General features: G+C 69.7%; 18 protein-coding genes, 2 pseudogenes and 1 riboswitch. Of the genes and pseudogenes, 8 read left to right on the forward strand and 12 right to left on the reverse strand.

Annotation, left to right across the window (positions count from 1 at the left end):
* Positions 1-3: 3 nt before the first annotated feature.
* The gene (locus tag ACOCEP_RS35885; protein ID WP_482334014.1) at positions 4-504 is read left to right on the forward strand and encodes a VanZ family protein; all 501 of its coding nucleotides are present in this window, start codon (positions 4-6) and stop codon (positions 502-504) included.
* Here the strand turns inward: ACOCEP_RS35885 and ACOCEP_RS35890 are convergent.
* From ACOCEP_RS35890 to ACOCEP_RS35905, 4 genes are all read right to left on the reverse strand, one after another.
* Positions 468-2,159 carry a flavin monoamine oxidase family protein gene (locus ACOCEP_RS35890; protein WP_482334016.1) on the reverse strand — a complete coding sequence of 564 codons (1,692 nt, stop codon included), beginning with the start codon at positions 2,157-2,159 and terminating at the stop codon, positions 468-470. The genes ACOCEP_RS35885 and ACOCEP_RS35890 overlap by 37 nt on opposite strands.
* On the reverse strand, positions 2,156-2,911 hold the full coding sequence (locus ACOCEP_RS35895) for a carbon-nitrogen hydrolase family protein (RefSeq protein ID WP_482334018.1): 756 nt from the start codon (positions 2,909-2,911) through the stop codon (positions 2,156-2,158). Before ACOCEP_RS35895 ends, ACOCEP_RS35890 begins: the two co-directional genes overlap by 4 nt.
* A 118-nt stretch (positions 2,912-3,029) precedes the next feature.
* Positions 3,030-5,066 carry an acyltransferase family protein gene (locus ACOCEP_RS35900; protein ID WP_482334020.1) on the reverse strand — a complete coding sequence of 679 codons (2,037 nt, stop codon included), beginning with the start codon at positions 5,064-5,066 and terminating at the stop codon, positions 3,030-3,032.
* Positions 5,067-5,403: 337 nt separating this feature from the next.
* Positions 5,404-5,967: a DinB family protein gene (locus tag ACOCEP_RS35905; RefSeq protein ID WP_482334022.1), complete on the reverse strand. Its 564-nt coding sequence runs from the start codon at positions 5,965-5,967 to the stop codon at positions 5,404-5,406.
* A 92-nt stretch (positions 5,968-6,059) separates the two neighbouring features.
* On the opposite strand from ACOCEP_RS35905, the gene ACOCEP_RS35910 reads away from it, so the two are divergent.
* Complete coding sequence (locus ACOCEP_RS35910) at positions 6,060-7,007, forward strand: helix-turn-helix transcriptional regulator (RefSeq protein WP_482334023.1); 948 nt, start codon at positions 6,060-6,062, stop codon at positions 7,005-7,007.
* A gap of 130 nt (positions 7,008-7,137) precedes the next feature.
* On the opposite strand, the gene ACOCEP_RS35915 is transcribed toward ACOCEP_RS35910, so the two are convergent.
* Positions 7,138-8,955: a flavin-containing monooxygenase gene (locus ACOCEP_RS35915; protein WP_482334025.1), complete on the reverse strand. Its 1,818-nt coding sequence runs from the start codon at positions 8,953-8,955 to the stop codon at positions 7,138-7,140.
* A gap of 158 nt (positions 8,956-9,113) precedes the next feature.
* On the opposite strand from ACOCEP_RS35915, the gene ACOCEP_RS35920 reads away from it, so the two are divergent.
* Together ACOCEP_RS35920 and ACOCEP_RS35925 are read left to right on the forward strand one after the other, a co-directional pair.
* On the forward strand, positions 9,114-10,316 hold the full coding sequence (locus ACOCEP_RS35920) for a sigma-54-dependent transcriptional regulator family protein (RefSeq protein ID WP_482334026.1): 1,203 nt from the start codon (positions 9,114-9,116) through the stop codon (positions 10,314-10,316).
* Positions 10,317-10,360: 44 nt separating this feature from the next.
* On the forward strand, positions 10,361-11,614 hold the full coding sequence (locus tag ACOCEP_RS35925) for a cation:proton antiporter (protein WP_482334028.1): 1,254 nt from the start codon (positions 10,361-10,363) through the stop codon (positions 11,612-11,614).
* A 251-nt stretch (positions 11,615-11,865) separates the two neighbouring features.
* On the opposite strand, the gene ACOCEP_RS35930 is transcribed toward ACOCEP_RS35925, so the two are convergent.
* The 4 genes and pseudogenes from ACOCEP_RS35930 to ACOCEP_RS35945 form a co-directional block, all read right to left on the reverse strand.
* Positions 11,866-12,375: an SRPBCC family protein gene (locus ACOCEP_RS35930; RefSeq protein ID WP_482334030.1), complete on the reverse strand. Its 510-nt coding sequence runs from the start codon at positions 12,373-12,375 to the stop codon at positions 11,866-11,868.
* Between the two features lie 86 nt (positions 12,376-12,461).
* Positions 12,462-12,812, reverse strand: a pseudogene (locus ACOCEP_RS35935) (hypothetical protein); the annotation flags it as partial.
* 2 nt (positions 12,813-12,814) lie between these two features.
* A pseudogene (locus ACOCEP_RS35940) lies at positions 12,815-13,528 on the reverse strand (molybdopterin-dependent oxidoreductase); the annotation flags it as partial.
* 58 nt (positions 13,529-13,586) lie between these two features.
* Complete coding sequence (locus tag ACOCEP_RS35945; protein WP_482334032.1) at positions 13,587-14,222, reverse strand: DUF4230 domain-containing protein; 636 nt, start codon at positions 14,220-14,222, stop codon at positions 13,587-13,589.
* Positions 14,223-14,333: 111 nt separating this feature from the next.
* On the opposite strand from ACOCEP_RS35945, the gene mptB reads away from it, so the two are divergent.
* The gene (gene mptB, locus ACOCEP_RS35950) at positions 14,334-15,773 is read left to right on the forward strand and encodes a polyprenol phosphomannose-dependent alpha 1,6 mannosyltransferase MptB (protein WP_482334034.1); all 1,440 of its coding nucleotides are present in this window, start codon (positions 14,334-14,336) and stop codon (positions 15,771-15,773) included.
* Here the strand turns inward: mptB and ACOCEP_RS35955 are convergent.
* The gene (locus ACOCEP_RS35955; protein ID WP_482334035.1) at positions 15,677-16,222 is read right to left on the reverse strand and encodes an SRPBCC family protein; all 546 of its coding nucleotides are present in this window, start codon (positions 16,220-16,222) and stop codon (positions 15,677-15,679) included. The genes mptB and ACOCEP_RS35955 overlap by 97 nt on opposite strands.
* A 59-nt stretch (positions 16,223-16,281) precedes the next feature.
* On the opposite strand from ACOCEP_RS35955, the gene ACOCEP_RS35960 reads away from it, so the two are divergent.
* On the forward strand, positions 16,282-16,863 hold the full coding sequence (locus tag ACOCEP_RS35960; RefSeq protein ID WP_482334036.1) for a TetR/AcrR family transcriptional regulator: 582 nt from the start codon (positions 16,282-16,284) through the stop codon (positions 16,861-16,863).
* A 2-nt stretch (positions 16,864-16,865) separates the two neighbouring features.
* Here the strand turns inward: ACOCEP_RS35960 and ACOCEP_RS35965 are convergent, their stop codons facing one another.
* Positions 16,866-17,768 (reverse strand): LysR family transcriptional regulator, encoded by a 903-nt coding sequence (locus ACOCEP_RS35965; protein ID WP_482334038.1) that lies wholly within the window; start codon positions 17,766-17,768, stop codon positions 16,866-16,868.
* Positions 17,769-17,850: 82 nt separating this feature from the next.
* Between ACOCEP_RS35965 and ACOCEP_RS35970 the strand changes: the two genes are divergently transcribed.
* Both ACOCEP_RS35970 and ACOCEP_RS35975 read left to right on the forward strand, forming a co-directional pair.
* Positions 17,851-19,062 (forward strand): MFS transporter, encoded by a 1,212-nt coding sequence (locus ACOCEP_RS35970; RefSeq protein WP_482334039.1) that lies wholly within the window; start codon positions 17,851-17,853, stop codon positions 19,060-19,062.
* 79 nt (positions 19,063-19,141) lie between these two features.
* A riboswitch (guanidine-III (ykkC-III) riboswitch) is annotated at positions 19,142-19,210 on the forward strand.
* Between the two features lie 11 nt (positions 19,211-19,221).
* Positions 19,222-19,536, forward strand: coding sequence for a DMT family transporter (locus ACOCEP_RS35975; RefSeq protein ID WP_063277207.1), 315 nt, complete (start codon positions 19,222-19,224; stop codon positions 19,534-19,536).
* A gap of 236 nt (positions 19,537-19,772) precedes the next feature.
* Here the strand turns inward: ACOCEP_RS35975 and ACOCEP_RS35980 are convergent, their stop codons facing one another.
* A complete protein-coding gene (locus ACOCEP_RS35980) occupies positions 19,773-21,098 on the reverse strand; it encodes an alpha-lytic protease prodomain-containing protein (RefSeq protein WP_482334041.1) in 1,326 nt (441 codons plus the stop codon).
* Between the last annotated feature and the right edge of the window lie 52 nt (positions 21,099-21,150).

Genomic DNA, 21,150 nt, shown 5'->3' on the forward strand with positions numbered 1-21,150 from the left:
GCCATGATCACGAACTTCCTGCTCGACCACTCCGCCCTGGTGCCGGTGGCGATCCTCCTGGTCGCACTCGTCTGCGGCGTCTCGGGCCATCTGCTCGCGGACAGGCATCGAGTCCTCTGGACGCTCGCGGGAGTGGCGCTGGTACCGGTCCTCGCGCTGACGCTGGTGCCCACGCGGCACACGATCGACGAGATCCTGTGCACGGTCCAGTTCTCCCTGCCCACGCTCGGCTCGGTCGAACTCCTGGCCAACGTCGCGCTGTTCCTGCCGCCGGTCTACTTCGCCGCGCTGGCGGCCCGGCGGCCGGTGACGATGCTCGTGGCGGGATCGGCGCTGTCCGCGGTGATCGAGGCGATCCAGGCGTTCGTGCCCGCGATCGGCCGTGCCTGCGACACCAACGACTGGCTGATGAACACCATCGGCGCTCTCCTCGCCGCGGGTATGGCCTGGCTGGTGGGCCGCCGCGCTCAGTCGGGCAGTTCCACGGGCGCGATGTCGTCGTAGACGTCGCCGGGCCCCGGGTTCGCCGGGTGCGTCTCGCCACCGAAGTGGTGCAGGACGCCCCACACCGCGTTGAGCGCGGTCTGGACGGCGCCCTCGGCCCAGCCCGCCGTCCACGAGACGTCGTCGCCCGCCAGGAAGAGACCTCGGTGACGCTCCTCCAGACGGTCTTGCTTGAAGTGGGTGAACAGCCGGTGCTGGTAGCGGTAATGGCCGGGCAGGTTGGCCTTGAACGCGCCCATGAAATGCGGTTCGGCCTCCCAGGACACGGTCACCGGGTCGCCGATGACGTGCCGCCGGACGTCGACGCCCGGATAGATCTCCTTCAGCGACTGCAACATCACCTCGACCCGCTCGGAAGCCGAAAGCGGCAGCCACTTCAGCGAATCGTCGGCCCAGGTGTAGGACAGGCAGATCACCGCGGGCGAGTCCGGGTCGTCGCCGAGCAGGTACGTGCCGCGCGGCATGCGGTCGGTGAGCGTCATGCTCATCGTGTCGCGGCCGGTCACCGGGTCCTTGTCCAGCCAGAAGGGCCGGTCGACCGGGACGAAGACCTTCGAGGACTCCATGTAGTGCGTGCGCTCGATCGCCGTCCAGTGGTCGATCGGGAACAGTGCCTCGTCGCAGGCGATCTTCGACAGCAGCATCCAGCTCTGCGCCGTGAACACCGCCGCCGGGTAGGTGCGGACGCGGCCTTCGGTGTCGGTGACGGTGACGTTGTTCGGCGCGGTGCGGTGCAGCCTGGCGACGCCGGGGTTCGGGGTCCCGCCGTGCAGCGAGCTCAGACTCGTTCCGGCGGGCCAGAAAGCGATGTCCTCGGGCGCGTGTTCCCACAGCCGCAACGGAAGCTGCCTGCTCCCGCCGACGATGCTGCGGTGTTCGTCGTCGGCTCCGGTGTAGACCACCCGCAGGATCTCCAGGATCGAGTTCGGGAAGTCGGTGTCCCAGCCGCCGGTGCCGAAGCCGACCTGCCCGAAGATCTCGCGGTCGCGGAACGAGGCGAACGCGGGCGAGTCGCAGAGGAAACCGTAGAAGGTCTGGTTGTCCAGCTTCGGCACGAGCTCGTTCCACAGCCGCTTGATCGTCTTCACGTCGCGATCGCGGATCGCCTTCTGCATCTCGGTGAACGCGGCCTGCTCGGACAACGTGCTGTCCCAGGCGGCCGCGACCTTGCCGAAAACGGCGGGGAGTTCGTCCGCGGTGCGCGCGTAGTGGCTCTCCCCCTTCAGGTCGACGACGGTGCTCGGCGTCCCCGCGGCCAGCGGGTTCGGGAACGGCGTCGTCTCCAGGCCGACCTTGTCGATGTAGTGGAAGAGCGCGGTCGACGCCGGTGGGAAGCGCATCGCCCCCATTTCCGCGACGACGTCGTCCGGGCAGCCGGGGAAATTCACCGTGCGCAGGCGTCCGCCGATCTCGGCGATCTCGTGGACGACCGGGCGGAGGCCGAGTTTCATCAGCTCGTACGCGGTGACGATGCCGGAGAGGCCACCGCCGATCACCGCCACCTCGGTGCCGTGCCGCTCCGCGGGCAGCGAGCCGATCCCGGCCGGGTGGGCGAGGAAATCGTCGTAGGCGAACGGGAAATCGGGGCCGAACATGGTGATCGGGCGGCCCGCCGGTTCGTCGTGGTGGATCGCGGTCGGGAGGGCGGAGGTCATGCGGAAAGTCCTCGGTACAGCTCGGGCCGTCGGTCGGCGAGGTGGGTGTTCTCCAGCCGCGACGCGAGGAGCGCGTCACGGCTGACTTCGGCGCTGATCAGCTCCGGGCCGGTGCCCGCGCGGGCGAGTACCTCGCCGGTCGGGGCGACGACGCAGGAGCGGCCGCAATAGGTCAGTTCCCGTTCGGTGTCGCAGCGATTCGCGTAGGCGACGAACAGCTGGCTCTCGTAGGCGCGAGCGGGCACCAGCGTGTCGGCCACCAGTTCGTACGGGCTCATCAGCGCGGTCGGCACCACGAGCAGTTCGGTCCCCGCCAGCGCGTGCGCACGCACCAGCTCGGGGAACTCGACGTCGTAGCAGATCAGCAGGCCGACCCGGAGGCCGTCCAGCTCGGCTTGGACGACCGCCTCGGTGCCCGGCTCGAACCAGTCGCGATCGATGTCGCCGAACAGATGCGTCTTGCGGTAGTTCGCCAGGCGTTGTCCGTCGCGGCCGATCAGCTGAACGCTGTTGAACACGCGCCCGCCTTCGGACTCGGGGTACCCGTAGGCCAGTGCGACGCCGGTTTTCCTTGCCAGCGCGGACATCCGCGCCGCTGTCGGACCGTCGGCCGGTTCGGCGAGCTCATGGGAACGGGCGCCGATGTGGTAACCGGTGGTGATCATCTCGGCGGCGATCACGAGATCGGCGCCCGACCCCGCGACGGCGGACGGCAGCTCGGCGTACGAGCCCTGATGAACGGCGACCCTCATGGCGACGACGATATCCGCCGCTTCAATGCGTGGTTAAGGGCGAATCATTGCGTAAAAGCTCGCCAAATCGGTGACTTGGTGTGGTTCGACGCAATTCAACGGCGATCTGTTGTCTGGATCACCCTCCCGGAGGCGGTTCCTCCGCGTGGTCGTCCGCCCAGCCGAGAGCGTCGGTGATCGCCTTCTCCGCGATCGCCGACATCGTCGACATGTAGGTACCGCTGACGTGGTTGTCGTCGAGGTAGACGAGCACGTTGCCGATCACCGGCGGGCAGACCTCGGCCGTGCAGAAGTAGTCACTGAAGTCGAGGAAGCGCACGTTCGGCGGCAGATCCGGCAATGCCTCGTACGGTGGCTCCGCCGCATACAGGTCGTAACGCGGGGTGGCGCATTCGGGCGCTTCCGCGCCGCGACTCTCGACGCACGCCGACGGCGACTGGCCGAAGCGCGGGTTGTCCCGCACCGCCAGCACCGGGATACCCACTTCGTCGACCTTCCGCCACTGGGCGATGTAGCCGGTGGGAACCCGTTCCTCGACGCCGACCTTCACGTCCCTGGTGCCGATCGTCATCACCGCGTCGGGCCGGGTCGTGACGATCTCGTCCACGACGGCGGTGTTCCAGTCGACGCAGGACTGATCGCCGGGCACGGTGTCCGAGTCGGTGGAGAACGGGCAGCCGCCGCGGAGGATCGCCGTGACCTCCCAGTTCTTCTTTTCGGCGATCGGGAGAAGGGCGCCGAGGAACTGCCCGGCGTGGGAGTCGCCGGCGACCACGATCCGGCGAGCGGGATGCCCGGAGGTCTGCGAGGTGCAGACCTCGAGTTCGGCGTTCCGCGGGGAAGGGCCGCAGCGGCCGGGGTCGATCCCGGCCCAGTCTTCGGACACCGCGACGAACGACGGGACGAGCGCGGCGTCGGCGGCGCCCCAGTAGCTGAATCCGTCGGTGTGCGCGAGCGCGCCGGGGTGGTCGGGATCGTCCACCGCGATCGAATAGCTCTCCGCCTGGCGCACGCTCACCCACTGCCAGGCGCCCGTCGCGGCGAGCACGGCCGCGAGCGTCGCGACGCCGAAACGGTAGGCGCCCCACCGGTTCCGCGTTCCGATTGCGGAACCGCGGACCGGCTTTTCGACCAGGTGGTGGGTGAGCACGGCGAGGGCGAACGACAGCGCGACGATCACCGCACCCCCGCGCAGGCCTACTTCCTCGCGGTCACGGGCGACGAGGTAGAACACCAGGACCGGCCAGTGCCACAGGTAGAGCGCGTAGCTCAGGTCGCCGAGGTACTTCAGCGGGCGGCTGCCGAGGAAACGATCGGCGCCGCCCTTGAAGGCGGTGTCGCCCGCGAGGATCACCAGCGCGGCGGAAAGTGTGGGCCAGAGCGCGAGGTAGCCGGGGAAGACCGTCCCGACCTGGAGCACCAGGCCGCAGGCGACCAGCCCGGCGACCCCGGCCCAGCCGAACACGACGCGTGCCGGCCGGGGCACCTGGATCCGGTCGATGAGCAAGGCGAGCAGGCCACCGAGCGCGAACTCCCAAACCCGCGTCAGCGAATCGAAGTACGCCAGCGGCTGATCGACCGCGGTCAGCCACACCGAATACGCCAGCGAAACCGCGAACACCGTGCCGAGCACGGCGAGGAGCATCGGCCGGACGCCGCGGCGTGTCCCCTTGGCGACCAGCAGCACCAGGCCGACCAGCAACGGCCAGACCACGTAGAACTGCCCCTGGATCGAGAGCGACCAGAAATGCTGGACGACGCTCGCCGAGTTGTGCTGGGCGAAGTAGTCGGCGGAATCCGCCGCCAGCCGCCAGTTCTCCAGGTACAGCGCGGAGGCGACGACCTCCTTGATCGTCTGGAACCAGCGGTTCTGCGGCAGCAGCACCATGCTCACCGCGACCACCAGCAGCAGCACGGTGAGCGCGGCCGGGAACAGCCGTTTGATCATCCGGCCCCACATCGGCCGGTACTCGATCCTCCCGCGCGACGCCGCGCGGTAGAGCTGGCCGGTGACGAGGAAGCCGGAGATCAGGAAGAACGCGTCGACACCGCCGGAGATCCGGCCGAGCCAGACGTGGTAGACGACCACCAGCACGCACGCGAGTGCCCGCAATCCCTGGATTTCCGGGCGAAATCGCCGCTCCGTCTCCCGCACACAACCACCACCAAGATCACCGGCCGCCGACGGGCGGGGACCTTACGGCAGGAAGCTGTGAGCGACCTATGCCCCTCGTGAGTGATGACGACGGTCAGAACCACGGCGGTCCCAGGGTGGCGGTTGATCGCAAGTCCGTGAGCCCCAGCAGTCACCGCGACCGCGCGTGAAGGCCCCCTTCCCTCGGCTCAGCCGAGGAAACTCGACCTTCACACCTTCCCAAGTACGTGAAGGCCCCCTTCACTGCGTCTAGCGCAATGAAGGGGGCCTTCACGTACTGGCATGGGCGAGCGTGGCAGTGGCGTGGTGGGCGCCGCTCACGACGCCGCGGGCAGGATCAGGTCGACTTCTGGCCGTCGATGCTCTCCCGCAGGATGTCGGCGTGGCCGGCGTGCTGAGCGGTCTCGGCGATGACGTGCGTCAGCACGCGGCGCACGCTCCGCACCGCGCCCGGCGGGTTCCAGGGCGCCTCGGGCAGCGGATGCGTCGCGGACAGGTCCGGGATCGACGAGACGATCTCCTTCGTCCGCGCGGCCACCTGCTCGTAGCGCGCGAGGATCCCCGCGAGCGTGTCGCCGGGCAGCATCCTGAAGTTGTTCTGGTGGTCGATCGCCCACTGCGGGAACTCGCGGGCGGTCCCGGCGCCGAGATCGGCCCAGGTGACGCCTTCCGGCAGGTCGTAGGTCATCGCGGACGGGCCCTCGACCGCGAACCGCAACCACATCTCCTCGATCGAGGCGACGTGTTTGATCAGGCCCCCGAGGCTCAGCTCGCTGACCGTCGGATGCTCGTCGAGCTGCTCGTCGGTGAGCCCCTGGACGGTGGTGGTCAGCGCGGCGCGGACGGTGTCGAGGGCTTCGAGCAGGTCGGCGCGCTCGGCGTCGAGGATGGTGGCGGTCATCGGGCCCTCCGAGTTGTCGTTTTCTGGCACACGACGACTCTCGCAGGGGTAGAGGACAGGGTGTGGCCTCTACTGGAGGCATCATGGAAACCATGCCGAAGACCTCCGCGCGCCTGTTGTCGATGCTGTCGTTGCTCCAGGCCCGTCGCGACTGGCCGGGAGCGCTGCTGGCCGAGCGGCTGGACATCAGCCCGCGCACCGTGCGGCGCGACGTCGACAGGCTGCGCGAACTCGGCTACCCCATCGCGACCATCAAAGGCCCCGACGGCGGGTACCGGCTCGACGCCGGGTCCGAGCTGCCACCGCTGCTGTTCGACGACGAGCAGGCGGTCGCGCTGGCCGTCGCGCTCCAGATCGCCACCACCAGCGGCGCGGGCATCGAGGAGGCCGCGATGCGGGCGCTGCACACCGTCCGCCAGGTGATGCCCTCCCGGCTGCGGCGCCGGATCGACACGGTGCGCGTCACCGCCGTCGAATCACCCGCGACCCGGGCGGAATCCCGCGTCGACGGCGACGTGCTGCTCGCGCTCGGCGCGGCCGTGCACGCCCGCGAGATCCTGCGGTTCGACTACGCGGACGCGCGACGCCGGGCCGAACCGCATCACCTCGTCACCTGGCACGGCCGCTGGTACCTCGTCGCCTGGGATCTGGATCGCGCCGACTGGCGCACCTTCCGGGCCGACCGGATCTCCCCGCGCACTCCGACCGGCCCACGGTTCACCCCACGGGACCTGCCGGCTCCCGACGTCGCCACGTTCGTCGCGAGCCGCTTCCGTGGTTCGTCCGAGACCGGCGAGTGGCCCTGCCGCGGGGAAGTCGTTCTCGATCTCCCGGCGGCCACGGTGTCCCACTACGTCCGCGACGGTGTCGTGGAGGAACTCGGGCCGGATCGGTGCCGTCTGGTGCTGGGGTCGTGGTCGTGGGCCGGGCTCGCGGCGAGTATCGGCCGGTTCGACGCCGACATCGAGGTCGTCGGGCCGCCCGAACTCAGGGAGGCTTTCGCCGTGCTGGCCCGCCGTTACGCGAAAGCCGCCCGCTGAACATGGCTACGGCGCCGGGAACCGCCCAGGGTCTGGAGGCGGTGCCCGACGCCGTCGACCGCCCGTGGTCCGGGGGCGGCGCCCTCCGGTGCCGGCCCGCCCGGGGTCCGGCACCGAAGACTCTGGGCCGTCACGACCTGTGGTGTACCTCCTGGAGCCCGTACACCGGCGTCGGGATGCCCTCGTAGCGCGCTTTCAGTTGCAGCGCCAGGTAAAGGGAGTAGTGCCGCGACTGGTGGAGGTTCCCGCCGTGGAACCACAGGCCTTCCTTCTGGGTGGGCTTCCACATGTTCCGCTGCTCCCCCTCCCACGGCCCGGGGTCCTTCGTCGTGCCGGAGCCCAGGCCCCAGCATTTGCCGACGAGGTCCGCGGTCTCCTGCCCGACCAGGTCCGCGACCCAGCCGTTCATCGAGCCGTAGCCGGTGGCGTAGACGACGACGTCCGCCTCCAGTTCCGTGCCGTCCGACAGCACCACCGCGTCGCGGGTCAGGTGGTCGACCTGGCCGTGGGCCAGTTTGATCTTCCCGTCGGCGACGAGTTCCGACGCGCCGACGTCGATGTAGTAGCCGGAGCCGCGCCGCAGGTACTTCAGGAACAGGCCGGAACCGTCGTCGCCCCAGTCGTGCTGGAACCCGGCCGCCTCCAGCCGCGCGTAGAAGTCCTTGTCCCGCTCACGGATCGCGTCGTACACCGGGATCTGGAACAGCGGCATGATCCGGTACGGGATCGAGGCGAAGATCATGTCCGCCTTGTCGGTGGTGACCCCCGACCGCACCGCGCGTTCCGAGTACAGGTCGCCGAGTCCCAGCTCCATCAACGAATCCGACTTCACCACGTGGGTGGAGGACCGCTGCACCATGGTGACGTCCGCGCCGTGCTCCCACAGTGCCGCGCAGATGTCGTGCGCGGAGTTGTTGGAGCCGACCACGACCGCCTTCTTGCCGGCGTACGCATCCGGGCCGGGGTGCTGTGACGAATGGTGCTGATCGCCCTCGAAGTCGTCCATTCCCGGGAACGACGGGAGATTCGGCTTGCCGGACATCCCGGTCGCGAACACGACGTGCCGCGGGGTGAGCACCAGTTCCTCGCCCTCGCGGACCACGGTCACCAGCCACTGCTGCGCTTCCTCGTCCCAGGACGCCGAGGTGACCTCGGTGCTCGTCCAGTACGGGACCTCCATGAGCCGCGTGTACATCTCGAGCCAGTCGGCGATCTTGTCCTTGGGCGCGAACACCGGCCAGTTGTCCGGGAACGGCAGATAGGGCAGGTGGTCGTACCAGACCGGGTCGTGCAGGCAGAGGTTCTTGTACCGCTTACGCCACGAGTCGCCCGGCCGCTCGTTGCGTTCCAGGACCAGCGTGGGTACATCGAGCTGCCGCAGCCTGGCACCGAGCGCGATCCCTCCCTGCCCGCCGCCGATGACGACGACGTATGGCTGCTGCTCGTAGCCGAGCCGGGTCTGTTCCTCCTCGCGTTTCTCCGCCCATGACTTCCGGCCGCGGACGACGCCGTGCTCGACGCCCTTCGGCCGCTGGTCGTTGCGACGTTCCTCGAAACCTTTGAGCTCACGCAGACTCGTCAGCAGCGTCCAGGCGCCTTCTTCCTTCAGCCTCAAGTGGCCCTTCGCACGGCCCGTCGCGGTTTCGAATTCGAGCCACGCTTCGGTCACGCCGTCGGCTTCGGTCGGCGTCTCGGTCGTGCGGAACCCGGACGGGTCGATCCGGTCGAGGCACGCGCCGAGCATGCCCGCCACGTCGTCGCGGCCTTCGACCGTCTTGATCGTCCAGGTGAAGGCGACCAGGTCACGCCAATAACTGTCGACGGCGAAGAGCGCCGCGGCGGCTTCGACATCGCGAGCGGCGAGTGCCGTTTCGAACCGGCTCAACCAGGCGTCCACCCGAGCCTGCGGCGAGCCCGTCGCCTCGATCCGGTCCACCGTCTGTGTCATGGCCACTCCTGAACGTCGGCGTTCGGCTGTTACCCCGATCACACGCCCCGGGCGGGTGCCGGGGCAAAGGTTGCAGCGTGTTGCACCTCCGGCGCCTTGGCGCGCCTCGGCGGGCGGTCCTATGCTGGTCGGGCGACGCGATGGTGCGGAGGTGGCCTGTGAGCTTGTCCAGCTCGGTCCCGCCCGGCGCCGACCTGCCGATGCACGCCCGGGACCTGATCCGCATGCACGAAGCCGTGATCGGCGGTGGCCGTCCGCGGGTCCGGCCGCGGCCGCTGGTATCCCGGTCGTGGTCACGGATGCTGAGCCTCGGGCTCGCCGCCGACGGGGTGAACACCCGGGATTCGGTGCCGTTCGACGAGGTCGCCCGCCGTCGCCGCGCCTCCCCGCTGCGGCTGGTGGTGGAAGACCTCGGGCAAGTGGTCGGTGCGACGGCCGACACCGCGAACATGCTGCTGGTGGTGACCGACGCCGAGGGGATCATCCTCTGGCGGGTGGGCTCGCCCGCCGTCCGGCGCCGGGCCGACACCCTGGGTTTCACCGAAGGCGCCGTCTGGACCGAGACCAGGGTCGGCACCAACGCGATCGGCACCGCGCTCGCCGAGGCGGCGCCCGTGGAACTGCTCGCGGGGGAACACTTCGAACAGGGCCAGCATCCCTGGTACTGCACCGCCTCGCCGGTGCACGATCCGCGTACCGGCGAACTGCTCGGCGTGATCGACGTCAGCGGCCCCGCCCTGACCCTGCACCCGGCGATCGGCGCGCTGGTGGAGACCGGGCGGCGGCTGGTCGAATCCGAGCTCTGGCGGCACCATCAGCAGGGTCTCGACCGGCTGCGCCGGACCGCCGAACCGGTGGTGACCGGCCTGGGCGGCCCGGTACTGCTGGTGGACGACGACGGCTGGGTGGCCCATTCCGCCGGGGTCGCGTCCGGCGCGAGGATCGCCGCGCCCACGGAAGGACAGATCCTCGCCGTGCCGGGGCTCGGCGCCTGCCTGCCCGAACGGCTGACCGAAGGCTGGCTCGTCCGTCCAGCCGACACCGCGCGCCGCGTCCGGCTGGACCTCGAACTCGGTCACGCGCCGATGCTGCGGATGGCGTCGGGCGACGTCGGCTGGGTCCGCACGGTGACCCCGCGGCACGCGGAGATCCTGGTGCACCTCGACACGGCGGGCCCGTCCGGGCTTTCGGCCGAGGCGCTCAGCCGGGCGCTCTACGGCGACGCCGAACACCTCGTCACCGTCCGCGCCGAGGTCTCCCGGCTGCGAAGGCTGCTCGGGGCCATTGTGGACACGCGACCGTACCGGCTGGCGACGGGTGTCGATCTGACGGTCCACAAAGGACTTGAAGTGGGCGGCTGAGCCCGGACCGGTTGCCGGACGGGCGGGCCGGGTACTCCGGGCGAATGGAGATCTTGCTCGCCGGGGCAGGCGTTCTGGCGTTGTGTGCCGCCGTGCTGCCGAACCTGCTGCACGAACGCGCGCTTTCGATGCCGTTGGTCCTGCTGGTGGGCGGGCTCGTTTTCGGGCTGCTCCCCTTCGGACACCCCTACGGTCAGGGCGTACTCGACCCGCGGTCGCAGGTGGGCGCCGTCGAAGTGATCACCGAACTCGGCGTGCTGGTGTCGCTGGTCGGCGCGGGACTGAAATCCGACCGGTTGTTCGGCTGGCGATCGTGGAACTCGACCTGGCGGCTGCTGGCGATCACGCTGCCGCTGTCGGTCTGCGCGGTCGCCCTGCTCGGCTGGTGGGCGCTCGCCCTGTCCCCCGCCGCCGCGCTGCTGCTGGGCGCCGTGCTGTCGCCGACCGACCCGGTGCTGGCGAGCGACGTCCAGGTGCCCGCGCCGCATACCGACGACGGCCGGGGCTCGGACAACGAGATCAGGTTCACGCTGACCTCCGAAGCCGGGCTCAACGACGGCCTGGCGATGCCGTTCGTGCTGCTGGCCCTCGTCTGGGCCGGCACGGCGAGCACGTCGCCGGTTCCCTGGCTGCTGACCGAGGTCGTCGTCCCGCTCGCGGTCGCCGTCCTGGTCGGCCTCGTCTGCGGCCGGTTGCTGTCGTGGCTGATGTTCCGGGTGCGGCACGAAAGACTGCGCCTGGGCGAATACTCCGACGGGCTGGTGGTGCTGGCCATCGCGTTCCTGCCCTTCGCGCTCTGCGAATGGCTGGGCGGCATCGGCTTCGTCGCGGTGTTCACCGCGGCCGCGACCATCCGCGCCAGCGAACGATCGCACGAGTACCACGGGGTCTTGCACGAATTCGGTGATCAGCTGGAGCGGCTCTTCGTCGCTCTGGCCTTGCTCGGTCTCGGCGTCGCGCTGGGCGACGGGCTGCTGGCGGGTCTGACGCTCGTCGAAGTCCTGGTGGCGGTCGCCGCGGTGGTCATCGTGCGCCCGTTGTTCGGCGGGCTGGCGCTGCTCGGCGGCTCCACCACCCGGCCGGCGGCGACGGCGATCGCGTTCTTCGGTATCCGCGGGATCGGCAGTCTCTATTATCTCTCGTACGCGTTGGGGCACGGCGATTTCCCGATGGCCGACTCGCTGTGGCGGGTCACGGCGCTGACGATCGCGGTTTCGGTCCTCGTGCACGGCCTGCTGTCCGGCCCGGTGATGCGCAAACTCGAGAACCGGGGGATGCAGAACTTCGGGAACGACTGAGCCGCGTGTCCGTGTAGGCCTCCTTGAGGGACTCTGGGTCTCTCAAGGAGGCCTACACGGACACGCGGCTCACCACACAAGCCCCATCGATATCAGCAGTCACGGCGGGTTGCGCGTGAAGGACCCCTTCACTCGGCTCAGCCGAGGAAACTCGACCTTCACACCTTCCCCAAGTACGTGAAGGACCCCTTCATTGCGTCTAGCGCAGTGAAGGGGTCCTTCACGTACTTTCAACCGTTCGCGGCTAGCGGCTAGCGATGCCACTCCCGACCCTCGAGCCGCGCCTTCACCCGCTCCAGCGTGGCCGCGATGTTGGCCCGGTTGGTACCGGCCCGATCGGGCTCACCGGTGATGAAGATGGCGAACGGGACGAACCACGGCGGCACGAGCAACCAGTTCGCCACGGCGAGCCGGGCACCGTCGCCTTCCGGGACGATTTCGTACTCCCACCGGGAAATCGGCACGAAGAACGGCGTGCGCACCCGATAGGCGAACCGGCGGGCGGGTTCGGCCTCGACGATCTCGGCGTGGGTCACCCAGCGCCGCCATCCGTTGCGGTTGCTGCCGGAGAACCAGTTCCCGACGCGCGCCTCGGTCGCGCCGCGGATCCAGCGCGCCTTGCGGAGTTCTTCGGTACATTCCGCCATCGAGACCGGATCGCTGACGAGCCGGTACACCCGCTCCGGGGATGTGTCGATCGCGACCTCCCCGGTGGCGATCGGTTCGCTGTAGGTAAGGCTGTCCCTCGGCTTCGTCACCATCGCGCCTCCCAGTCGACTTCGCCAGCCCACCAGTCACCAGCACGTCCGGTCAAGACCGGCGGGGTGAGCACCGCACGGACGCGGAATCATGGTGCCGCGATGAGTGCCTGGGGAGCGGCTTGCTTCATCCGCGTACGAAGCCACGTCAGTTGCCGCGCGGTCTCCTGCTCGTGGTCCTCGGCGAGGTCGACCAGTTCCCGGTCGCGCAGGCCCTGGGCGGCCTGTCCGACCACGGTCCAGGTGATGTCGGTGAACGACGAGAGCGCGTAGAGGTCCTGCAGGTCCCTCAAGAGGCCGACGCCACCGCTGCGGGTGCCTTCCAGGCCCGCGGCGTGGAGCCGCTCGGGCTCCTCTTCGCGGTCTTCGCCGTATCGCTCGACGATCGGGGCGAGCGCTTCGGTCTGCCGGTCGATCCGTCCGGCGAGCAGCAGACACGTCTGCCGGGCAACGGCGCGAGATGCAGGCCACCGGATGCCACCGCCGCCTCGGCGACCTTCGTCCGCCGCGGATCGACGGCGACGACCACGGGCGGCTCGGGTCCGGCGAGCCGGTCGAGGACCCGGCTCCACAGCACGGTCTGCGTCTCGGCCATGTTGTGACCGAAGAGGAAAAGCGCGTCGCAGTGGCCGTCGGAGCCGAAGCTCTCCTTCATCGCGGCGGCGGAGGTGGCCGTGCACAGCCTGGTGTTGCCGTCCATATGCGGGGTGCCGAGGCCGGCTTTGCCGATGACGCCGAGCGTGTAGTACTCCTCCAGGAACAGCTGCCCGCTGGTGTAGAAACCGTGCGACAGCGGCCCGGCCTCGGCCAGCAGGTCTTGGGAACGCCGCACGATCAGGTCCATCGCGGTGTCCCAGTCGGACTCCACCAGCTCGCCGTCGCGACGGATCAGTGGGGGCCCCATCCGGCCGTGGTTGACCAGGTCGGTCTCGCGGCCGCGGACACCGACCATTCGGCCGTCCTTCACCGCGATGTCGCACGCGCAGCCGTTGCTGCACAGGACGCAGGCCGAGCGGACCCAGCGGTCCACATCGGATTCGCCGACACCCTCCTCGAGATGGACGTCCGCTCTGCGAGGCCAGGCGTCCCCTCGTTGGTACGGGGTCCGCTCTCCCCAGACCTCCACGATGCGCTCCGGTACCGCGTCCGCGTTCATGCGGAAGCCGTACCACGCCGCTCACCAGCCGAAACACCGGACAAAGCGGGCGATCGGGTCAGGTGGCCGGTTCCGCCGGGAAGACGACCTGGAAGCCCAGCGCCCGCAGCATCTGCGTGAGCATCGCCCTGGTGTTGGCCTTGGCGCGTTCGAGCAGACCGGAGTGCTGCGCGGCTTCGCCGATCCGTTTCTCCGCGGCCAGATAGAACGGCCGCTGATCCTGCACGGACACCAAGGCACCGAGCCGATCCATCAGGCCACGCTCCTGACCGAAGACGTAGCTGCGTCCGTTGTCCAGATTGGGTTTCGCCAGCTTCGGTTCGGGCAGCCGCACCTCGACCGTCCGCCGGTCTTCGGACACGGTCAGCGAATTCTCCACCAGCGGCCCGAAATCGACGTACGCGTCGACGGAACCCGCCGCGACGAACAGGGTGCGTTCCCCGGCGATGCTCGCGGGCACCCACTGGACGTCCTTCTCGATGTCCACGACGACCTGGTAGTCGCCGACGGCCGCGTGGTACTGGCTCAGATCCCGCACCGCCTGGAGCACCGCGGGCTGCGAACGGTCCACAGTGGACGTTCCGAACGGATCGAGCTTCGGCAGGATCCCGGTGATCTGCAGGGCCGCGGCGACGACCAGCAGCCCGACCAGCACGAACGCCCCGAGACGAACCCAGCGCTTCTTCACGCCCACCACCGCCTCTCGTCCGCGGGGAGTACCCCGTGGACGCGGCTCCGAAGCGTCCAGGCCGGCTAACCGTGCGATCGGCGGAACCTGATTTCGCACTTGGAGTAGTTTGGCCGCATGCAGAACGTCTTGCCCGCGCCGGAGAAGGCCGGGCTGAACATCTCGGCGTTGCACTGGGCGGGTTTCCTCGGAATCGCCGTACTCGTGCTGGTCACGTCCGGGATCGGCCTGCCCTCGGTGCTGGTGGTGGCGCTGGGTGTCGCCGGGATGGCCACCCTCGTGCTGTCCTGGCTCGGCATCGGACGGCTCGCCGCCGGGCTGCCCGAGCGGCGGCTGTACTGGATCGCGGTCTCGTGGTGCGCGCCGCTGCTCGTCGCGCGTCCCCTGTTCAGCGGCGACATCAACAGCTACCTGGCGCAAGGCCTGATCGCGGCCAAGGGGCTGGACACCTATCTCGTCGGGCCCGCCGAGGCGCTCGGCGCCGATTCCCCGGTGACGATGGCCGTCAGCCATTACTGGCGGGACACGCCCGCGCCGTACGGTCCCGCGTTCGTCGCGCTGGCCCGCACGATCGCCCAGATCGCCGGGGACGCCTTCGTGCCGACGGTGCTGCTCCACCGGCTGCTGGGCCTGATCGGGATCGTGCTCATGGCGTGGGCGCTCCCCCGGCTCGCCCGCCGCGCCGGGGTCTCGCCGTCGATCGCGTTGTGGCTGGCCGTGCTCAATCCGCTGGTGCTCTGGCACATCGTTGCGGGCGTGCACAACGACGGGCTCATGGTCGGGCTCATGGTCGCCGGGCTGGAGCTCGTCTTCATGGGCGCTGCGAAGACCGGCGCGGCCCGGCCCGCCCTGATCGCGGCGGGTGTGGTCGCGGTGAGCGCGGCCGCGAACATCAAGATCGTGGCCGTCGCGGGCCTGCTGTTCGTCGGCGTCGACCTGTTCCGCCGGGCGACGCCCGCCGGCCGGGTGGCGGTCGCGCTCGGGCTGCCCGCCGGATTCGCCGCCGTCACCGCGGCGATCTCGCTCGGCAGCGGGCTCGGCTTCGGCTGGGTCCGCGTGCTGTCCGGGGTCTCGGGCCAGGTCCACAGCTGGATGGCGCCCACCAACGAACTCGGCTTCCTCGTCGGCGGGGTCGGCAAGATCTTCGGTGCCGACCTGACCGACGGCGCGATCGAGGTGTTCTCGCTCATCGGCGCGGTCCTCGGTCTCGCCGTCGGCGCCAGGCTGCTGTGGCTCACGTACCGGGAGAAGCTGCACCCGCTCTACGCCGCGGGGCTGACCTTCGCCGCGATGCTGGTCCTCGGGCCGGTCGTGCAGCCCTGGTATCTCCTGTGGACGGTCGCACTGCTCGCCGTGAGCCTCACGACCGACCGCGGACGGTGGATCCTCGCCGTGGTCAGCGCTGTGTTCGGCGTGCTGCTCCCGCCCGCGAACGGCGGTGCCGTGTCCTTGGCGCTGGGCTACTTGATCGCCGTCGTGCTCATCGGCGGCACCTTGTTCGTGCTCAAGCGGAAGGGCCTCTTGCCGGAGATCAGGTTCCGCAAGAGCCGGACGTAGAAGCTCCATCGAGCGGGCGTCTCGACCGTGCCGGTGAGTTCACGCTCGGCGCGGTCGAGGCAGTCCTCCACCAGGGCGTCGTGCATCGGCCGCCACAGCAGCGGATACGTCAGCCACGCGGGATGCCGGAGCCGCAGCACCATGAGATGCGCGAGCTCGGTCTTCCCGTTTTCGACCGTCCGCAAGGTGAATTCGTGGAATCCGTCGAAGCCGCGCGGCGCGGTGAACCGGAACCGCACCGACTTCCCGGGCTCGTAGGACTCGACCCGATACCGCACCGGCCCGTGCCCGCCGGTCGCTCCCACCCCGAGCGGCCGGTCGAACCGCATCGGCGGCCACGCGTCGACGGGCCAGAGCCTGTCGTCTTCCGTGGCCAGCGTGTCGATCAACGCGCCGACGCGTTCCTGTGCCACGTCGACGATCCGGTGATGCCTGTTCCATACGCGCATCGCGCCTCCCAGTTCTAGAGACCTTCCCCTAAAACGATAGTAGAGGATAGTCTCTGAAAATGGGACGGCCACCGCGGCACACCGCCGACGACTTCCTCGACGCCGCAGTGCGGATCTTCGCCATCGAAGGGGTGGCCGGGGTGACCATGTCGGCCGTCGCCCGCGAGGTCGGCGCGCCGAGCGGGTCGATCTACCACCGCTTCCCTGGACGTCCGGCGTTGCTCGCCGCCGTCTGGCTCCGCACCCTGGACGGCTTCCAGCGGGGTTACCTCGAAGCGCTCGAACAGGAACCGGCCATGGAAGCCGCCGTCGAGGCCGCCGCGCAGGTCGTCCGGTGGTGCCGTGCCCATCCCGCCGAGGCGAAACTGCTCTACGGGGGCGACAGGGCGCTCGGCGTCGACGACTGGAGCACCGAGGATCGCGCCCGCGTCGAGGCCGCCAACCACCGGCTCGACACGGCGATCACCAAGGTGCTGCGGAAGCTGCGTCCACTGACCGGCCGGAGCACGGACGAACTGATGCTGGCCCTCGTGGATCTCCCCTATGCCGCGGTGAAGAGACATCTCGACCGCGGCGAGGCACCGCCGCCGCGCACCGTCGACCTGGTGACGCGGACGACGCGCACGCTGCTGACGGGCTGAGCTCAGGCTCGCGCGGGGATCACGAGGGAGAACTCCCCGCTGTCGACGAGGTCGAGCAGCAGCCGGGCGGCCCGGCTCGGCGGACGCTCTCCCCGGGTGGCGATGGTCAGCGGCCAGGTGAGACCGGGCTCGTCGAGCGGGATGGTCCGGACCCCCGCGAGCAGCTTGAGATCGGGCACGACGGCGACGCCGAGCCCCGCCGCGACATAGGAGGGCACGGCACGCAGGTCGGCGACTTCGACGATGACCCGGCGCGGCGCCCCGAGCGCCTCGAAAGCGCGGTCCAGGGCCACCCGGTTGCCGAAGCCGCGGGGGTTGTCCACGAACGACTCGCCCGCGAGATCCGCCAAGGTCAGCGACCGCCGTCCGCTCAGCCGATGGCCGTCGGGCAGCACGGCGACGAACGGCGCCGAACCGAGCAGTTTGGCTTCGAGCCCGGCGAGATCGGATTCGGGCAGGCCGAGGAGGGCGACGTCGAGCCTGCCCTGACGCAGGTCCTCGGCCAGTCCGGTCGAGCCGGTGATCGACACCGAAACATGCAGGTCGACCAGCGGATACCGGCGGTGGAACGCGCCGAGCAGATCGGGCAGGTCGAGATCGCCGACGCTGGTCAGCGTGCCGATGCGGAGGCTGCCCCGCAGGCCGGCGGAGGCGTCGGTGACCACGTCGCGCGCCCTGTCGAAGGCTTCCAGCGCGGCCTTCGCCTCGGGCAGGAACACCTTGCCCGCCGGGGAGAGCTCGACCCTTCGCGTGGACCGATCGAACAGCTTGACCCCCAGTTCGCCTTCGAGGGCCTGGATCGTCGCCGAGACGGTGGACTGCACCGCGTACAACCGCTGGGCTGCGCGAGTGAAGCTGAGCTCCTCGGCGACGGCGACGAAACATTCGAGCTGGCGGGTCTCCACGGCTTTGATTATCGCATCCACCGATAACTGTGACCAGGATTGTTCGTTGGACTTGGATGATCCGAAGATTCACAGTGGAGACATGCTGAACAGCGTCGCCCTCCCCCGTCCCGCGTTCCGGCGGATCAGCCACGGTCGCGGTTTCTGGATCATCGCGGCGGCCTACGCCGCCTCGCTGGCCTTCTCCACCGTCCCCACCCCGCTTTACGTGCTTTACCAGCAGCGCGACGGCTTCCCGACCTACGTCGTGACCATCGTCTTCGCGGCGTACGCCGTCGGCGTGATGGGCAGCCTGTATCTGGCAGGACACGTCAGCGACTGGCTGGGACGACGGCGAGTCATCCTCGCGGCGACCTTGACCCAAGCCCTATCCGCGACACTCTTCCTGGCGTGGCCGGATGTTCCCGGCCTGATCCTGGCCAGGCTCGTCGGCGGCGCGGGCATCGGCGCGCTGACCGCGACCGCCACCGCTCACCTGTCCGAACTCCGCGCCGTCGCCCGGCCGCGGGAGGACCACGGCCGCGCGGGACTGATCGCGACCGTCGTCAACATGGGCGGGCTGGCGCTCGGACCGCTGTTCGGAGGCGTGTTCGCGAGCTATTCCGCCGAGCCGCTCACGACGCCGTTCGTGTTCTTCCTGGTCCTGCTGCTCGCCGCGGCCATCGCCGTCGCGCTCGTACCGGAAACCGTGCAGCGCGCCGAAGAACGGCCCGCCTATCGGCCGCAGCGCGTCTCACTGCCGTCGAGCGCGCGGCCCGCCTTCTTCGGCGCGGCGATCGGCGCCTTCGCGGCGTTCGCGATCACGGGCCTGTTCATGGCGCTGACGCCGACGTTGCTGGCGCAGGGCATGCACGAGAACTCGCGGATGCTGGCCGGTCTCGCGTCGTTCTCCGTGTTCCTCGCGGCCGCCGCGGCGCAGGTGTTTTTCGCCGGCCTGGCCAGGAAAACCCAGCTGCGACTGGGCCTCGGCCTGATGGTGAGCGGACTGGTGGCGTTGCCGGTCGCGGTGACGACGTCCCAGCTGTGGCTCTTCGTCGCGGGCGGGATCGTGGCTGGCGCCGGTGTCGGGCTGGGCTTCCGCGCGTCGGTGGCCACCGTCGCCGCTCTCGCCGAACCGCCGGTGCGCGGCGAGGTCCTCGCCGCCCTGTTCCTGGCCGCCTACGCCGGGCTGGTCCTGCCCGTCCTGCTCGTCGGCATCGCGCTGATCTGGCTGCCGAGCGCGTGGGCGCTGATCGGATTCTCGGTGCTGGAGCTGGGTTTGCTCGCCTGGTCGGCCCCCAAGGTGCTGACCTGACCGTCCACAATGGCGCGCCCGCGTGGTGACCCTCGTCAAACCGGCGGGCGGTCCACGCGGGCGATGTGCCATCCTGGTGACGGAACCTCCTCAACGAGGTCCCCGGACGAGTGGGTGCCGTACCCGGCCAGCGACAAGACGGCGCTCTGGGAGCGCGTCATGTCGTGGCTTGTCCTGATCGTTTCGGGTGTACTGGAAGCCGTGTGGGCCACCGCCCTCGGCAAATCCGAAGGCCTGTCCCGGCCGGTGCCGTCGGTGATCTTCGGCGTCACACTGGTCGCCAGCATGGTGGGTCTCGCGTACGCGATGAAGGATCTCCCCGTCGGCACCGCCTACGCGGTCTGGGTCGGGATCGGCGCTTCGCTCACCGTCGCGTACGGCATGTGGTCGGGCGCGGAAACCGTTTCGGTGGCCCGGATCCTGCTGATCGTGGGGATCGTGGCCTGCGTCGTGGGCCTGAAAGTCCTGCACTGACGCGTAACTCGCGTGATCAGACGCGTAACTCGCGTGATCAGACGCGTAACTCGCGTGATTGAAGACGTAACTCACGTGTGCGGCGCCTGATCACGCGAGTTACGCCTTCAATCACGCGAGTTGCGCGTCCCGTCACGCGAGTTACGCCGGAAAGAGGGACCGCCCCCGACGCACGGACGACGTCGGGGGCGGTCGGTCCGGGCGCACCCCTGCGTGTGGCCCGGACGGCTAGGCGGTCAGGCGCGCGCCCAAAGCGCTGGGACGTTCGGCGGCTCCCAACCTGCCTGTGCCGTGTGGCCCTGCAGGGCCCGGTAGGTGGCACCGTCGTAGGTCACCGTCGCGCCGGCGGCGTAGGTGGTGCCCACCGCCCAGGTGCCGCCGGGCGGGTTGTTCGACGTCGTGGTGGTCGGCGTCGTGCTCGACGGCGGGTTCGAACCCGAGGTCACCAGGCGGAGGTTGTAGACGCTCAGGATCTCCGAAAGCGGCTGGAAGTAGAACGTGCCACCCGAACTGCAGTTGCCGGAGCCACCGGAGGTGACACCCTGCGCCTGGTCGCCCGCGAGCCACGAACCACCGGAGTCACCCGGCTCGGCGCAGGCGCTGGTCCGCGTGAGGCCGGAAACGGTGCCCTGCGGGTAGTTCACCGAAGCGTTCTTCTGCTGGATCGTGCCGCAGCGCCAGCCCGTCGTGGAACCGGAGCGGCAGACCGACGCGCCGACCGCGGCCTCCTGCGAACCCGCCACCGGCACGGTGCCCGGGTACCGGTTCACCAGCGGACGCGGGGTGTTGCCCGCGTCCACACGGACCCACGCGTAATCGTTGCCGGGGAAGCTGGAACCCGCGACGGTCCCGCTCGGGTTCGAGGTCCGCGTGCCGGTGGTGCCGCAGTGGCCCGCGGTGACGAAGCCGCCCTCGACCGAGAAGCCGATCGAGCACCGGCCCGAGCCGAAGGTGTAGGCGTTGCCGCCGATGACGTCGATCAGCGGAACCGGGCTTTCGGTGCTGGTCTCGACCCGCACCACTTCGGCGCCCACGCCCGCCGCAGTCGCCCACGACTTCGCGGCCGCCTCATCGCCGGCGTTGGCCAGCACCACGATGGAGTTCGTGGTGGCGTCGACGTACCAGCCGGGCACGGTCTTCGGAGCGCTGGTGCCCTTGGCGTCCAACGACAACTTCGCGGCGTCGAGCTGCGCGGCGCTCCGCGCGACCGTCTTCGGGGTCGCGCCGGCCGCACGGACGACACCCTCCAGCGCCGCGTCGGTGACCGCGACGGTCAGGGTGGTCCCGGCCGTGTCCAGCCACGATCCGGCGTAGGACGAGCCGAGCCGGGCCTTGAGGTCGCTGTCGGCCCGGGCCGCCTTCTGCTCCCCGGCGAGGCGGGTCCTTGCCTGATCCGGGCTGATCTTCAGGTCACGCGCCATGGCGGCGACGATCTCCGACTGGACCTGTTCGGCGGCCGTCACGTTCTGGCCGGCGCTGGCGCTCGGCGTCAGCGCGATGGCCGTGACCAGGCCCGCGCCGGTCAGGGCCGCCGCGGCGGCCGCTACGATCTTTCGGTTCATTTCAGGCGTTTCCTCACCGCGTTCCGGAAGAAGATCTCGTTCCAGACCGTAC

It is taken from the genome of Amycolatopsis sp. CA-211722 (assembly GCF_056828465.1).